The organism is Duganella sacchari (genome assembly GCF_900143065.1).
Classification (GTDB): Bacteria; Pseudomonadota; Gammaproteobacteria; order Burkholderiales; family Burkholderiaceae_D; genus Rugamonas; species Rugamonas sacchari.
In genome coordinates this window covers 93,839-106,408 of the sequence record NZ_FRCX01000012.1, presented here as the reverse complement: position 1 = coordinate 106,408, position 12,570 = coordinate 93,839, and the positions used below count along the sequence as shown (strand labels likewise).

The 12,570-nt window shown below is 59.7% G+C and carries 15 protein-coding genes and 1 tRNA gene; 9 read left to right on the top strand and 7 right to left on the bottom strand.

The window, feature by feature from the left end; genetic code table 11:
* From BUA36_RS23650 to BUA36_RS23625, 6 genes are all read left to right on the top strand, one after another.
* Entirely contained in the window at positions 1-1,413 is a 1,413-nt protein-coding gene (locus BUA36_RS23650; protein WP_072788105.1) for a cytochrome b, read from the top strand.
* Between the two features lie 23 nt (positions 1,414-1,436).
* The gene (locus BUA36_RS23645; protein WP_072788103.1) at positions 1,437-2,201 is read left to right on the top strand and encodes a cytochrome c1; all 765 of its coding nucleotides are present in this window, start codon (positions 1,437-1,439) and stop codon (positions 2,199-2,201) included.
* Between the two features lie 114 nt (positions 2,202-2,315).
* The gene (locus tag BUA36_RS23640) at positions 2,316-2,927 is read left to right on the top strand and encodes a glutathione S-transferase N-terminal domain-containing protein (RefSeq protein ID WP_072788101.1); all 612 of its coding nucleotides are present in this window, start codon (positions 2,316-2,318) and stop codon (positions 2,925-2,927) included.
* Between the two features lie 88 nt (positions 2,928-3,015).
* Entirely contained in the window at positions 3,016-3,504 is a 489-nt protein-coding gene (locus BUA36_RS23635) for a ClpXP protease specificity-enhancing factor (RefSeq protein ID WP_072788098.1), read from the top strand.
* Positions 3,505-3,530: 26 nt separating this feature from the next.
* A tRNA-Thr gene (locus tag BUA36_RS23630) sits at positions 3,531-3,606 on the top strand.
* 286 nt (positions 3,607-3,892) lie between these two features.
* A complete protein-coding gene (locus BUA36_RS23625) occupies positions 3,893-4,777 on the top strand; it encodes a dienelactone hydrolase family protein (protein WP_072788096.1) in 885 nt (294 codons plus the stop codon).
* A gap of 3 nt (positions 4,778-4,780) precedes the next feature.
* Here the strand turns inward: BUA36_RS23625 and BUA36_RS23620 are convergent, their stop codons facing one another.
* Positions 4,781-5,527 carry a substrate-binding periplasmic protein gene (locus BUA36_RS23620; protein WP_084560314.1) on the bottom strand — a complete coding sequence of 249 codons (747 nt, stop codon included), beginning with the start codon at positions 5,525-5,527 and terminating at the stop codon, positions 4,781-4,783.
* Positions 5,528-5,651: 124 nt separating this feature from the next.
* Entirely contained in the window at positions 5,652-6,488 is an 837-nt protein-coding gene (locus tag BUA36_RS23615) for an alpha/beta fold hydrolase (RefSeq protein ID WP_072788093.1), read from the bottom strand.
* Positions 6,489-6,640: 152 nt separating this feature from the next.
* Here BUA36_RS23615 and BUA36_RS23610 point away from each other — a divergent pair, with 152 nt between their 5' ends.
* From BUA36_RS23610 to BUA36_RS23600, 3 genes are all read left to right on the top strand, one after another.
* Positions 6,641-7,543 carry a LysR family transcriptional regulator gene (locus BUA36_RS23610; RefSeq protein WP_072788091.1) on the top strand — a complete coding sequence of 301 codons (903 nt, stop codon included), beginning with the start codon at positions 6,641-6,643 and terminating at the stop codon, positions 7,541-7,543.
* 113 nt (positions 7,544-7,656) lie between these two features.
* Entirely contained in the window at positions 7,657-7,839 is a 183-nt protein-coding gene (locus BUA36_RS23605; RefSeq protein WP_072788088.1) for a hypothetical protein, read from the top strand.
* Positions 7,840-7,862: 23 nt separating this feature from the next.
* Positions 7,863-8,633, top strand: coding sequence for a head GIN domain-containing protein (locus BUA36_RS23600; protein ID WP_229255793.1), 771 nt, complete (start codon positions 7,863-7,865; stop codon positions 8,631-8,633).
* 91 nt (positions 8,634-8,724) lie between these two features.
* Here the strand turns inward: BUA36_RS23600 and BUA36_RS23595 are convergent, their stop codons facing one another.
* From BUA36_RS23595 to BUA36_RS23580, 5 genes are read right to left on the bottom strand one after another with little or no spacing between them, the layout of a single operon-like run.
* On the bottom strand, positions 8,725-9,129 hold the full coding sequence (locus tag BUA36_RS23595) for a LytR C-terminal domain-containing protein (RefSeq protein WP_072788083.1): 405 nt from the start codon (positions 9,127-9,129) through the stop codon (positions 8,725-8,727).
* A 48-nt stretch (positions 9,130-9,177) separates the two neighbouring features.
* Complete coding sequence (locus tag BUA36_RS31475) at positions 9,178-9,312, bottom strand: hypothetical protein (RefSeq protein WP_267875119.1); 135 nt, start codon at positions 9,310-9,312, stop codon at positions 9,178-9,180.
* Positions 9,313-9,317: 5 nt separating this feature from the next.
* Positions 9,318-10,235, bottom strand: coding sequence for a type II secretion system F family protein (locus BUA36_RS23590; RefSeq protein ID WP_072788080.1), 918 nt, complete (start codon positions 10,233-10,235; stop codon positions 9,318-9,320).
* An 11-nt stretch (positions 10,236-10,246) separates the two neighbouring features.
* Positions 10,247-11,224, bottom strand: a complete 978-nt coding sequence (locus BUA36_RS23585) for a type II secretion system F family protein (protein ID WP_072788244.1) — start codon at positions 11,222-11,224, stop codon at positions 10,247-10,249.
* A gap of 5 nt (positions 11,225-11,229) precedes the next feature.
* A complete protein-coding gene (locus BUA36_RS23580; protein ID WP_072788078.1) occupies positions 11,230-12,570 on the bottom strand; it encodes a TadA family conjugal transfer-associated ATPase in 1,341 nt (446 codons plus the stop codon).

Below are 12,570 nucleotides of genomic sequence, written 5' to 3'. Positions count from 1 at the left end.
ATGGGGGCATTCAAGGAGACCAAATTCCCGGCCGACGCACCGGCCGCACAAAAAGCTCTGGGCTGGGTCGACGACCGTTTCCCGCTCACCAAGCTGTGGAATGATCAATGGGGCAAGTACTATGCCCCGAAAAACTTCAATTTCTGGTACATCTTCGGCTCGCTGGCCATGCTGGTGCTGGTGCTGCAGATCGTGACCGGCATTTTCCTGACCATGCACTACAAACCGGATGCCACCCTGGCCTTCGGTTCGGTCGAATACATCATGCGCGAAGTGCCGTGGGGCTGGCTGGTGCGCTATATGCACTCGACCGGCGCCTCGTCGTTCTTCATCATCATCTACCTGCACATGACGCGCGGCCTGCTGTACGGCTCGTACCGCAAGCCACGTGAACTGATCTGGCTGTTCGGCTTTGCCATCTTCCTGTGCCTGATGGCCGAGGCGTTCTTCGGCTACCTGCTGCCGTGGGGCCAGATGTCGTACTGGGGCGCCCAGGTGATCGTCAACCTGTTTGGCGCGATTCCGCTGATCGGCCCGGACCTGTCGCTGTGGATTCGTGGTGACTACGTGGTGTCCGATGCGACGCTGAACCGCTTCTTCGCGTTCCACGTGATCGCGATTCCGCTGGTACTGCTGGGTCTGGTGGCAGCCCACCTGATCGCGCTGCACGAAGTCGGTTCGAGCAACCCGGACGGCATCGAGATCAAGGAAAACCTGGGCGCGGACGGCCATCCGGTCGACGGCATCCCTTCGCACCCTTACTACACGGTGCATGACCTGTTTGGCGTCTCGGTGTTCCTGCTGATCTTCAGCGCGGTGGTGTTCTTCGCGCCGGAAATGGGCGGCTACTTCCTGGAGTACAACAACTTCCTGCCCGGCGACTCGCTGAAAACCCCGCTGCACATTGCGCCAACCTGGTACTTCACCGCGTTCTACTCGGTGCTGCGCGCCACCACGGCCGACTTCATGTGGGTGCTGATGTTCTTCGTGGCCGCCTACGTGGTGTTCATCTGGCTCAAATCGCGCCTGGCCAGCCTGACCAAGACCATTATTGCCGTGGTCGCGCTGGTGGCCATCATCGGCATGCTGCCGCAGGTGCTGGATGCGAAATTCTGGGGCGTGGTGTTCTTCGGTTCGTCGGTGGTGATCCTGGCCTTCCTGCCCTGGCTGGATAAATCGCCGGTCAAGTCGATCCGCTACCGCCCGAGCTGGCACAAATACGTGTATGCCGTGTTCTTCATCTCGTTCCTGACGTTGGGCTACCTGGGTACCCTGCCGCCAACCGAGGGCCGTACCATCGTTTCGCAAGTGTGCACCCTGCTGTACTTTAGCTTCTTCCTGTTCATGCCATGGTGGAGCGCCATGGGCACGTTCAAGAAGGTTCCGGACCGCGTGGTCTACCACGGCCATTGATAAAGTACACAAAAGGACAACACATGAAATTCGCGAAACGCGCACTTGCCGTTCTGGCATTATTGCCCGGCCTGGCACTGGCCAACGAGGGCGGCGTGGCCCTGGACAAGGCTCCGGACCGCTCCAATAACATGGCGGCGCTGCAGCACGGCGCCAAACTGTTCGTAAATTACTGCCTAAACTGTCATAATGCGTCCTCCATGCGCTACAACCGCCTGAAAGACCTGGGCTTGAGCGAGGAGCAGATCAAAGCCAATCTGCTGTTTACCGGTGACAAAGTCGGCGAAATGATGACCACCACCATGAAACCGGCCGATGCGAAAGCATGGTTCGGCGTGGTGCCGCCCGACCTGTCGGTGATCCAGCGCGCGAAAGCGTCTGGCGCCGGCAGTGGCAGCGACTACCTGTACACCTACTTGCGCACCTTCTACAAGGACGACACCCGCCCCACCGGCTGGAACAACCTTGTCGTGAACAATGTGGCAATGCCGCATGTGTTGTGGGAATTGCAAGGTGTACAGAAAGTGAAGATGGAAGAAGTGGCCGATCCGCATGAACATGGCAAAACAATCCATCAGTTTGCTGGATTTGAGCAGGTCACTCCGGGTAAACTAGGCAAATTGGAATTTGACACCGCCGTAGCCGACCTGGTCGGTTATATGGAATGGATGGCGGAGCCTGCAGCGCAGACCCGCAAAAAACTGGGCGCCATGGTTGTGCTGTTTATGACCGTGTTTGCTCTTCTGGCATGGCGCTTGAATGCGTCGTTCTGGAAAGAAGTGAAATAGACGAGAGCGCCGGCTGGCCGGCGCTTGTTTTGCGAAGCCCGCCTTGACGGGCGATCGATCCGGGGTGATCCGTTCGCGGCCCACCCCCTTTTGTTCTTCTAAGGAACGATAAACATGATGGTTCTCTACTCGGGCACTACCTGCCCATTTTCGCAACGCTGCCGCCTGGTCCTGTTTGAAAAAGGCATGGACTTTGAAGTGCGCGATGTCGACCTGTTCAACAAACCAGAAGATATCTCGACCATGAATCCGTATGGTCAGGTGCCGATTCTGGTCGAGCGCGAATTGATCCTGTACGAATCGAACATCATCAACGAGTACATCGACGAGCGCTTCCCGCACCCGCAACTGATGCCGGCTGACCCGCTGATGCGCGCCCGTGCGCGTCTGATGCTGTTCAACTTCGAGAAAGAGCTGTTCGTCCACGTGCACACGCTGGAAAGCGAACGCGCCAAGGGCAACGACAAGAGCCACGACAAGGCCCGCGCAGAAATCCGCGACCGCCTGACCACGCTGGCGCCGCTGTTCCTGAAGAACAAGTACATGCTGGGCGACGAGTTCTCGATGCTGGACGTGGCAGTGGCACCGCTGCTGTGGCGCCTGGACCACTACGGCATCGAACTGTCGAAAACCGCCGCGCCGCTGATGAAGTATGCCGAGCGCATCTTCTCGCGTCCTGCTTACATCGAAGCACTGACGCCGTCGGAAAAGGTCATGCGCCGTTAATCGGTCTGGCTGATTTAGTTGAAGTATTGCGGCGCGTTTGCCGGCCTTCGGGGGCGGCGCGCCGTGTTTTACCGCAGTCTGGAATCCCATGTCTGAAATCTCAACCAAGCCCTACCTGCTGCGCGCCATTTATGAATGGTGCACGGACAGCGGCTACACGCCCTACCTCGCCGTCAAAGTCGACGCCTCCACCACGGTGCCGATGGAATATGTGAAGAAGGGTGAAATCGTGCTCAACATCAGCTTTGGCGCCACCTCGGGGCTGAAGATGGACAACGACAGCATCCGCTTCCACGCCCGCTTCGGCGGCGTCTCGCGCGAAATCTACGTGCCGGTCAACAACGTGATGGCGATTTACGCCAACGAAAACGGCCAGGGCATGGCGTTTGAACCGCAGCTGGGCCAGCCATCGGCACCGCCAGCACCAGCGCCGGTGGAAGACGCGCCAGCGCCGGTCCTGTCGGCAGTGCCGCCACCGTCGGCGCCAGCATCGGCAGAAGCGAAAACCGAAGCGCCAGGCGACGACACCGATCCCCCTAAAAAGGGTGGCCGCCCCACCCTTACGCGTATTAAATAGCGTATAATTCGCACCGTAAAAGTTACGCCGACTTAGCTCATTTGGTAGAGCAGTTGATTTGTAATCATCAGGTGGCCAGTTCGAAACCGGCAGTCGGCACCAAAAGCAGTAGTTAAAAAAGGGCTACAAGCATGCGCTTGTAACCCTTTTTTGTTTTACTCACGCGCAGGCCGTCGCGTGCATATAAAACTGCATATCAATATGAAAAACTATTAGCGTATTCACGCCTCCGTTTGCTTCTACAATCGCTGCAGCCCATTGAAAAATAGATGCGACTGGATGAAGCCTGTACTTGAGATTGCCTGTGTATCCGCCTGATCGCGGCATGTCCCAGGTAGCACATGCAATAAACCACAATGTCCAATATCTCAACCACGGAGGCCGCAACATGACACGCAAGACCGCAGCTGATTTTGACCCGGAAGTGATGAAGCTGTTCGACCAGTACGTGCACGGCCGCATCAGCCGCCGCGACTTTCTGTCCTCGGCCACGCGCTATGCGGTAGGCGGCGTTACCGCTGCCCGCCTGCTCTCCGCACTGAGCCCCAGCTTTGCAGCGCCACTGATCACGCCGGATGACAAACGTGTCAACGCGCGCTATGTGGAACTGCCTTCGCCACAAGGCAATGGCACGGTGCGTGGCTATCTGGTGACGCCGGCTGGCGCCAAGGGCAAGCTGCCGACGGTGCTGGTGGTGCATGAGAACCGCGGTCTCAACCCACACATAGAAGATATCGCGCGCCGTCTGGCGCTGGATGGTTTCCTGGCCTTCGCGCCGGATGCCTTGCACACCCTGGGCGGCTACCCCGGCGACGAGGATCAGGCCCGCACCTTGTTCGGCAAGCTGGATCAGACCAAGACGCGTGCTGACTTCATCGCGGCGGCGCACTGGGTGCGCCAGCAGCCTGAGAGCAATGGCAAGCTGGGCGTGGTTGGCTTCTGCTACGGCGGCGGCATCGCCAACTATCTGGCGACACAACTGCCGGAGCTGCTGGTGGCCGTGCCCTTCTACGGCGCACAGCCGAAAGCGGAAGAGGCCGCGCGCATCAAGGCACAGCTGCTGATACACGATGCCGAAAAAGATGAACGCATCCGCGCCGGCTGGCCGGCTTATGAAAAGGCTTTGCAGGCAGCGGGGGTGAAGTACGAGTACCACGTCTATCCCGGTACCGAACACGGCTTCAACAACGACACCACACCGCGCTACGATGCCGCTGCAGCCAAACTGGCATGGCAGCGCACGGTCGATTTGTTCCGTGCGCGGCTGGCCTAAGGCTTATTCGTATTTGCCAACGCTGCGCTGCCACTCGGGATCGTCCTTCAGCTTACGCAGCACGGGGGCGATCTTGTGATAGATGGCAGCTTGCGCATGCGGTATCAGAAAGCGCCGCTCGGTCGGCTGCGATGGCAGGACGTGGACCTGAAACTGCGCCTGCATCGCATGCTGTTTGAGATACCAGCGGACGATGGATTCCGCCGCCAGTACGCCATCAACGCGATGCAAGCGTAGCTTTTCCAGATTGTGTTCATCGCTGCCTGCATCGTTACGGATCAGTCCCTGCCGGCGTATCCACGCATCCAGATCGGGATAGCTATAGCCGAGCACCATGCCCAGCGTGTGGCCCGCCAATGGACCGGGCACCGTATCGCTGTATGGCTGGTTGACGGGTAGCACAACGACATAGCGGTCCAGCGCAAATGGCGCCGTCCACAGGTATTTTTTCTGCGCCACATCGTCAAACCAGTGCGGCATCATGCCGATGACGATGCCGTCCAAAGTGCCATTCTCAACTTGCAGCTGCAGCCGCTTGCGTGGCAAATAGATCAGCTTGAATTGCAGGTCACCGATTTTCTGTCGGTTCAGATAGTCAACCATATCGGCGTACATGCCGTGACCATCGTTCGATAGCAAGGGTGCCACGCGCGCGCTGGTGTAGACATTCACCACCTCGGCCGACAAACGGCCATGGAACGCGAGAGCACACAACAGTAAGAAAATGGTGACGGCGGACCTGGCTGGCATGCTTAAACCCCGATGGGAGCCGATGAGTATCAGTGTCCAGAATCTCACACTTGTTCACATAATTCAACAGTAGCACCCGCACAGGCCCGCACGCAGAAAGGCCGCCCGCAGGCGGCCTTGGCGATTACGATTTGGCGAAGGCCAGGAAGTCGTTGTTGAACTTCTCTTTGTGCGTGTCGGTCAGGCCGTGGGGTGCACCTGGGTAGACGATCAGCTTTGCTCCTTTCACGATTTTGGCCGAGGCAATGCCGGCGGCCTTGATCGGCACGATCTGGTCATCATCGCCGTGGATGATGAGGGTCGGCTTGTCGAACTTTTTCAGGTCGTCGCGGAAGTCGGTTTCCGAGAAGGCTTTGATCGAATCGTAGGTGTTTTTGAAGCCGCCTTGCATGCCTTGGGCATACCAGGCCTGGATGATGCCCTGCGATGGCTTGGCGCCTGGTCGGTTGTAGTTGTAGAACGGGCCGGACGCAATATCCAGATAAAGCTGACCACGGTCCTTGATCTGGCCCTGGCGGATGCCATCAAACACCTCGAGTGGCAGGCCATCCGGATTATCGGCCGTTTTCAGCATCAGCGGTGGCACAGCGGAAATCAAGCCCAGTTTGGCGATGCGTTTAGTGCCGTGGCGGCCGACGTAACGTGCCACTTCGCCGCCGCCAGTCGAGAAACCGGCCAGGATGATGTTCTTCAGGTCCAGCACCTCAATCAACTGCGCCAGGTCGTCGGCGTAGTGGTCCATATCGTTGCCCTCCCAAGGCTGGCTGGAACGGCCGTGACCACGGCGGTCATGGGTAATCACGCGGAAGCCGTTATTGGCCAGGAAGAAGGCTGCCGATTCCCAGCTGTCCGAGCTCAGCGGCCAGCCGTGGCTCAGAATGACTGGCTGGCCGTCACGTGGTCCCCAGTCCTTGTAGTAAATTTCGACGCCGTCGCGGGTGGTGATGGTGCTTGCGTTCATGATCTTCTTCCTTATAGGCGATGTATAGACATTTGGTGTTGTGCTACAGTCGTTTCGTTCTGCAGCGGCGATGAAGTGCATCTTAGGCCGCGCCAAACGTTTGCGGAACAGACAACACTGCAAGGCCACTTTGCAAAAATGCAGACCCCACCATGGCAATGAGTAACGACTTCGACTGGAACGACATCCCGCTGATTCTCGCGCTGGCCCGCAGCGGCAGCATGAGCGCTACCGGCCGCCAGCTGGGCGTCGACGCCTCCACCATCAGCCGCCGCATTGCCGCCGCCGAGAAAGCGCTCAAGCTGCGCTTGTTCATCCGCGATAACACCGGCTACCAGCTCACCGATGCCGGCCAGGTCTTTGTCGAGCACGGCGAAGCGGTCTATGGGAATGTGCAAAGCATGTTGCAGGCCTCGTCGCAGGAGGCGGATGCGGTACTGGGCGCGGTCAACATCACCTCCATCGATTTCCTGTTCGATTACTGGTTGCTGGAGCACGTCCCTGCCCTGCACGCGCAGCACCCTCACCTGCAACTGACGCTGCAGGCGGAAAATCAAAACCTCTCCTTCACCCGCCGCGAGGCCGACTTCGCCCTGCGCCTGGGCAAACCCAGCGAAGACGCAGCGCTGGTGATGCGCAAGCTGGGCGACCTGGGTTTTGCGGTCTATGGACACGCCAGGTTCGCCGACACGCCGCGCGCCTGCTGGGGTACGCAGCCGTGGATCGCCTATGACGACACGCTAGCCAACACCGCGGAGATGCAATGGCTGGCGGCGATGGAACCGCAGCCGCGCAAAGTCCTGCGCGTGAATAGCCTCAGCACCATGGTGCGCGCCTGCCGCGCCGGCGTGGGCATGGCGCTCCTGCCCTGCATCATGGGCGCGCAGGAAGGCCTGCAGCGCATTGGCGCCAATGTCGAAGTCCAGCGCGATATCTGGCTGCTAAGCCATCGGGACGCCGGCTCAATCGCCCGCTTTAAAACCGTGTCCGTCTGGCTGTCGCAGCTGTATGCCGCCAACGAACAGCTGCTGTGCGGCGCCGCTTCGCACCCTTAAAACGCATTCTGCCCCCCTTTTTTTGCAGTTCGTCACATCCCCATGGATGGACGGGTAGCCCTTGTCTATAGTTCACTCAACGCAACGAACTAACCACCCACAAGGAGCTCAAAATGAACATCGCAAAAAACATGGAAGCCATCTTCGTAGCAGCTATCGTCATCGCCAGCGCTACTTCCTTCGCCACCGCCGCAGTCAGCACGCCAGTGATCGCAGTGAAAGCAGAAGCATCGGCCATGCAGACCGTGACGGTCACCGCAAAACGCCTGACCGCTGCTGAAAAAGCTGCGCTGTAATTCACTCAACGTCGACGGAGCGCATGATGAAAAAATTGATGAAGGCTGCGATGCTGGCAGCGGTACTGGGCAGCGGCGCGCACACCGCGCTGGCTGCCGACGCTACCAGCGAGAGCCGCAGCATTGATGCCCGCGCCGTCAATATCGAACTCGATGGCGTCATCAGCCTGAAGGTGAAGCAAGGTAGCACGGCGACGCTGACCATCTATGGCGAACCGGAAGCACTGAAAAAAGTGGTGGTCGAACAGAGCGGCGACAAACTGCACATCGGCACCCAGAAGATGAACTCTTTTAACTTCGGTAACAAGCGTGAACTGCGCGCCGAACTCACGCTGCCCAATCTGCGCATGCTGACTTCCTCCGGCGTCGGCGCGACTGAAGTAAGCGGCTTTAACGGCGACAATCTGCGTCTGGCACTGGAGGGAGCAGGCTCCGTCAAAGTCGATGCGCAATATCGGAATATGGACGTACGCCTTGGCGGCGTAGGCGGCATGACCGTCAACGGCGGCAACAGCGACAGCGTCGATCTGTCCTTGAGTGGTGCTGGCCACATCGAAATGAGCGGCCAAACCAAACAGTTGAAGGCGAGCCTTGGCGGCGTTGGTAGTCTGGATGCGCAGCAGTTGCGCGCCGACAGCATCGACGTCAACATGAGCGGTCTGGGTAGTGCACAGGTGTACGCCAGGACTAACGCCAATCTGAAATTAACGGGCATGGGTTCGGCCAAGGTATTTGGTAACCCAGCCAATCGTAACGCCAGCGCACGCGGCATGGGCAACGTGAGCTGGCAGTAAGGAACGCTCCGGCCTGCGTGGCCGGGCTATCGTAAACACATGGGTGTGTTTTTACCGTCCCAAAGGAGGCCACTCCTTTCGGACGGTTTTTTTATTTGAGGTAGCGGATGTCGTGACCAAGCACGATACGCATGTCGGCGTACGCGTTGCCCGCCGTGCGTTGATACAGCGGCAGATGCAGGCGCTGCGCCAATACCAGCGCCATCGTCTTCTGCGCATGCTGATACTCGATACGGCTTTGCGGCACATTGAACGGCTTCACATTCGTCAGATGCACTGTCTGCAAACCGTCCACCCTGAGCTGACGGGCCAGGCGTGCTGCCGCGCCAGCGACACCATTGCCATTGCTGATCTCGAGCCTTACCGTGTCGGCGTCGGTGCATACCACCGCCACCAGCGCGGGACCGAGTTGCCGCACTTCGGTGCGCGCGAACTTCAGCGTCTCGTAATCCTGTTGCACATCATGCTGGCGCAACGACGACGCCTGATGATGCATGGCGCGTGCACGTTCAGGCTCGCCTTCAGCCGCAAGCGCTGTGGCCAGCTACTCCCACCTGGACGCGTCGAGCGGATCACGCAAACAGGCTTGTTCCAGCGGCGTGACATGGTCCTGCGGCGGAGTGGCAGCGCAGGCCATCAGAAACAGTCCAGCGCCGGTGACGATTGCGTTCTTCATCATGGCTCCTAGTGATTAAGCTGCATCATCCGGTAAATCTGTATCCCTGCCGGGCCAATCAGCACCAGCATCAGCGTAGGGAAAATGCAGAAGATCAGCGGGAACAACAGCTTGAGCGCGATCTTGGCGGCAGCTTCTTCGGCCAGCACGCTACGCTTGCTGCGCAAGTTATCGGAATGGACGCGCAGCGAATCTCCCATGCTGGTGCCGAAGCGTTCGGACTGGATCAGCATGGCCACCAAGGTATCGACATCTTCCACGCCGCTGCGCAACGCCAGATTGCGCAAGGCGCGCTCCTTGGTGAAGCCGGCCCGCATCTCCATCAGCGCCAATTGCAGTTCCTGCGCCAGTGCCATGCTTTTGATGTGAATTTCACCCGCCACCTTGGTTAGCGCACGCTCGAGGCTCAGGCCCGCTTCCACGCAGACCGTCAGCAGGTCCAGCGCATCGGGGAAAGTCTCAAAAATCTCGCGGCAACGCGCTACGGCCTTGTGTGACAAAACAGCATTGGGCAAGTAGTAGCCAATCGCTGCGATCAGCAGCAGCAAATACAGCGCGCCGGTGACTGAAAACGCGCCGCACATGGCCGCGATAGCAGGAAGGCCAAGCGACAGCAGCGTCTTCGTCGCAAAATACAGCGACGGCGCAGAAGCGCTGCGCCATCCGGCGTTCATGAAGCGCGTCCGCAAAGGTGAACGCTCCCACCCCTCTTCCGGCAAGGACAGGCGTGAAAAAGGCTGCGCTGCCTGCGCCACCTTTTCCACCCAGCCACCGGCCAGCGGCTCTGGCACGGACTCGGTCGGCTCCACCACGTCATTCAACCGGTCGCGCAACGCCACCGGAGAAAGCACCAGCAGTGCCGCCACCGCGATACCAGCTGCCACCACAAACACCACCGCCAGGAATGCAATTTGCGTCGCGCCCATGCCGCTCTCCTTCACACACGTATGCGTATCAGCTTGCGCATCCACAGCACGCCGCAAGCAGCGACGATCAGCGCGTACCAGACCAGCTGCACGCCGAGGGGATCTGTCCACAGAACGCGTACATAGGCCGGATTGGATAACACCATCAGTGCCATCACGCCGGCCGGCAGCAGCCCCAATACCCAGGCAGACATGCGGCCTTCGGCAGACATCACCCTGACCTGCGACAGCAGCTTCAAACGCGCCCGTATCAGGCGGCTGATATTGCTGAACACTTCCGCCAGATTGCCGCCGGACTCGCGCTGTATCAGCACCGCGATCACCAGATAGCGCAAGTCCGTCAGCGGCACACGCAATGCCAGGTTGTGCAAAGCCTCATTCATTGGCACGCCATAGTTGATTTCCTCATAGGCGAATTTGAATTCACCAGCGATAGGATCAGGCATCTCCTCGCCTACCATCTGCATCACATTGGCGAAGGAGTGCCCGGCACGCAGTGCGCGGCCAAGGAAATCTGCGGCTTCCGGCAACTGCTCCTCGAGCTTGCGCAATCGCGCACTGCGTGTCCTCATCAATGCCAGCCAGGGCAGGCTCACGGAAAGGGCCAGCACGCCAGCGGCCGGCGCAAATGGCATTTGCAGTATCTGCACCAGCAAGAGCGCCACGGCGGCGGCCGACACCGAACAGCCAAGAAACTGCGCCACCGACCAGCGCACACCCGCCTGCATCAGCAAGCGGTCCAGCAGCGCCAGCCTGGCGACGCGGCGCAGCAGCTTGTCCAGGGCAGGTTGCCGGCTGTAGGCGCGGCGTTTCAGGATATCCACGCGCTCACCATTACCATCGCCGCTGGCCGACATCAGCCGCAGACGTTTGGCGATACGCCGCGCAGCACTGCCATGCACGCCGGACCACCACAGCCACGCGCCCTCTACCATCAGGATGACCGCCGCAAACAGCAGCACCGCGAACATGGCAAACACGGTATCCATGATGCTCACTCGTAGATTTTGTCGGGATCGAATACCGCATCCGGCACCGGCACGCCAAACATGCGCAGCCGCTCGGCAAAACGCGGCCGGACGCCAGTCGCATAGAAGCGGCCCTGCACCGCGCCATGGGCATCCACACCTTTCTGCTCGAAGCGGAATATCTCATGCATCGCAATCACCTCGCCCTCCATGCCCGTTACCTCCTGCAGGCTGACCAGCTTGCGCGTGCCGTCAGTAAGGCGCGACACCTGCATCACCACCGTCACCGCAGAACAGATCTGCTGGCGCGTTGCGCGCGGCGTCAGGTTCACGCCCGCCATGCCAACCATGTTTTCCAGCCGCGTCAACGCATCGCGTGGTGTGTTCGAGTGTATGGTGGCCAGCGAGCCTTCGTGACCGGTGTTCATCGCCTGCAGCATGTCCAGCGCTTCCGGCCCGCGCACTTCGCCCAGGATGATGCGGTCCGGCCGCATCCGCAGCGCATTCCGCACCAGCGAGCGCTGGTTCACTTCTCCCTTGCCTTCAATATTGGGCGGGCGCGTCTCCAGACGAACCACATGCGGCTGGCGCAGCTGGAGCTCGGCCGCATCCTCAATCGTCACGATGCGTTCGTGCGCGGGCACAAAGCCCGACAATACATTCAGCATGGTGGTCTTGCCGGAGCCGGTGCCGCCGGAAATCAGAATGTTGATCTTGGCCTGGCCCAGCGCCTGCAGCACCTGCACCATCGGTGGCGTCAGGCTGCGGTAGTCCAGCAGATTGGCGATGCTCAGCGGGTTGACGGCAAAACGCCGGATCGACAGGATCGGGCCATCGATCGCCAGCGGCGGGATGATGGCGTTCACACGTGAGCCATCCGGCAAGCGCGCATCCACCATCGGACTGGATTCATCCACACGCCGCCCCACGCGGGAAACGATCTTCTCGATGATCTTCATGAGGTGGGCGTTATCGTTGAAAGCAACCTCCGTCAGTTCCAGCTTGCCCGCGCGCTCGACATAGACTTTGCTGGCCGTATTCACCAGAATGTCCGACACGCCCGGATCGGACAGCAACGGCTCCAGCGGCCCGAAGCCCAGCATCTCGTGCTGGATGTCCAGCACCAGATTGTGCCGCTCGTGCTGATTCAGCACGATGCGCTCTTCCTCGATGATGCGCTGGACCAGCAGCGCCAGCTCGTGCTTGAACTGCTCTGGCGTCAGCCGCTTGAGGCGTTCCAGATCGATGCGATCCAAAATCGTTTGATGCATGGACTTCTTCAGTTCCTGATACGCCGCAGCAGCCAATCCCGGCGAGCCACTGTTACGGCCGTCATCTGCATGCGACAGGCGTTCGCGTAAGCTCAT

Excerpts from the sequence above, each read along its gene's own strand:
- BUA36_RS23615 (WP_072788093.1), bottom strand. The coding sequence starts at position 6,488 with ATGAACGCAAGCACCATCACCACCCGCGACGGCGTCGAAATTTACTAC.
- BUA36_RS23625 (WP_072788096.1), top strand. The coding sequence starts at position 3,893 with ATGACACGCAAGACCGCAGCTGATTTTGACCCGGAAGTGATGAAGCTG.
- BUA36_RS23635 (WP_072788098.1), top strand. The coding sequence starts at position 3,016 with ATGTCTGAAATCTCAACCAAGCCCTACCTGCTGCGCGCCATTTATGAA.
- BUA36_RS23610 (WP_072788091.1), top strand. The coding sequence starts at position 6,641 with ATGGCAATGAGTAACGACTTCGACTGGAACGACATCCCGCTGATTCTC.
- BUA36_RS23590 (WP_072788080.1), bottom strand. The coding sequence starts at position 10,235 with ATGGGCGCGACGCAAATTGCATTCCTGGCGGTGGTGTTTGTGGTGGCA.
- BUA36_RS23580 (WP_072788078.1), bottom strand. The coding sequence starts at position 12,570 with ATGAGCTTACGCGAACGCCTGTCGCATGCAGATGACGGCCGTAACAGT.
- BUA36_RS23645 (WP_072788103.1), top strand. The coding sequence starts at position 1,437 with ATGAAATTCGCGAAACGCGCACTTGCCGTTCTGGCATTATTGCCCGGC.
- BUA36_RS23600 (WP_229255793.1), top strand. The coding sequence starts at position 7,863 with ATGATGAAAAAATTGATGAAGGCTGCGATGCTGGCAGCGGTACTGGGC.
- BUA36_RS23605 (WP_072788088.1), top strand. The coding sequence starts at position 7,657 with ATGAACATCGCAAAAAACATGGAAGCCATCTTCGTAGCAGCTATCGTC.
- BUA36_RS31475 (WP_267875119.1), bottom strand. The coding sequence starts at position 9,312 with ATGATGAAGAACGCAATCGTCACCGGCGCTGGACTGTTTCTGATGGCC.
- BUA36_RS23620 (WP_084560314.1), bottom strand. The coding sequence starts at position 5,527 with ATGCCAGCCAGGTCCGCCGTCACCATTTTCTTACTGTTGTGTGCTCTC.
- BUA36_RS23650 (WP_072788105.1), top strand. The coding sequence starts at position 1 with ATGGGGGCATTCAAGGAGACCAAATTCCCGGCCGACGCACCGGCCGCA.
- BUA36_RS23595 (WP_072788083.1), bottom strand. The coding sequence starts at position 9,129 with ATGCATCATCAGGCGTCGTCGTTGCGCCAGCATGATGTGCAACAGGAT.
- BUA36_RS23640 (WP_072788101.1), top strand. The coding sequence starts at position 2,316 with ATGATGGTTCTCTACTCGGGCACTACCTGCCCATTTTCGCAACGCTGC.
- BUA36_RS23585 (WP_072788244.1), bottom strand. The coding sequence starts at position 11,224 with ATGGATACCGTGTTTGCCATGTTCGCGGTGCTGCTGTTTGCGGCGGTC.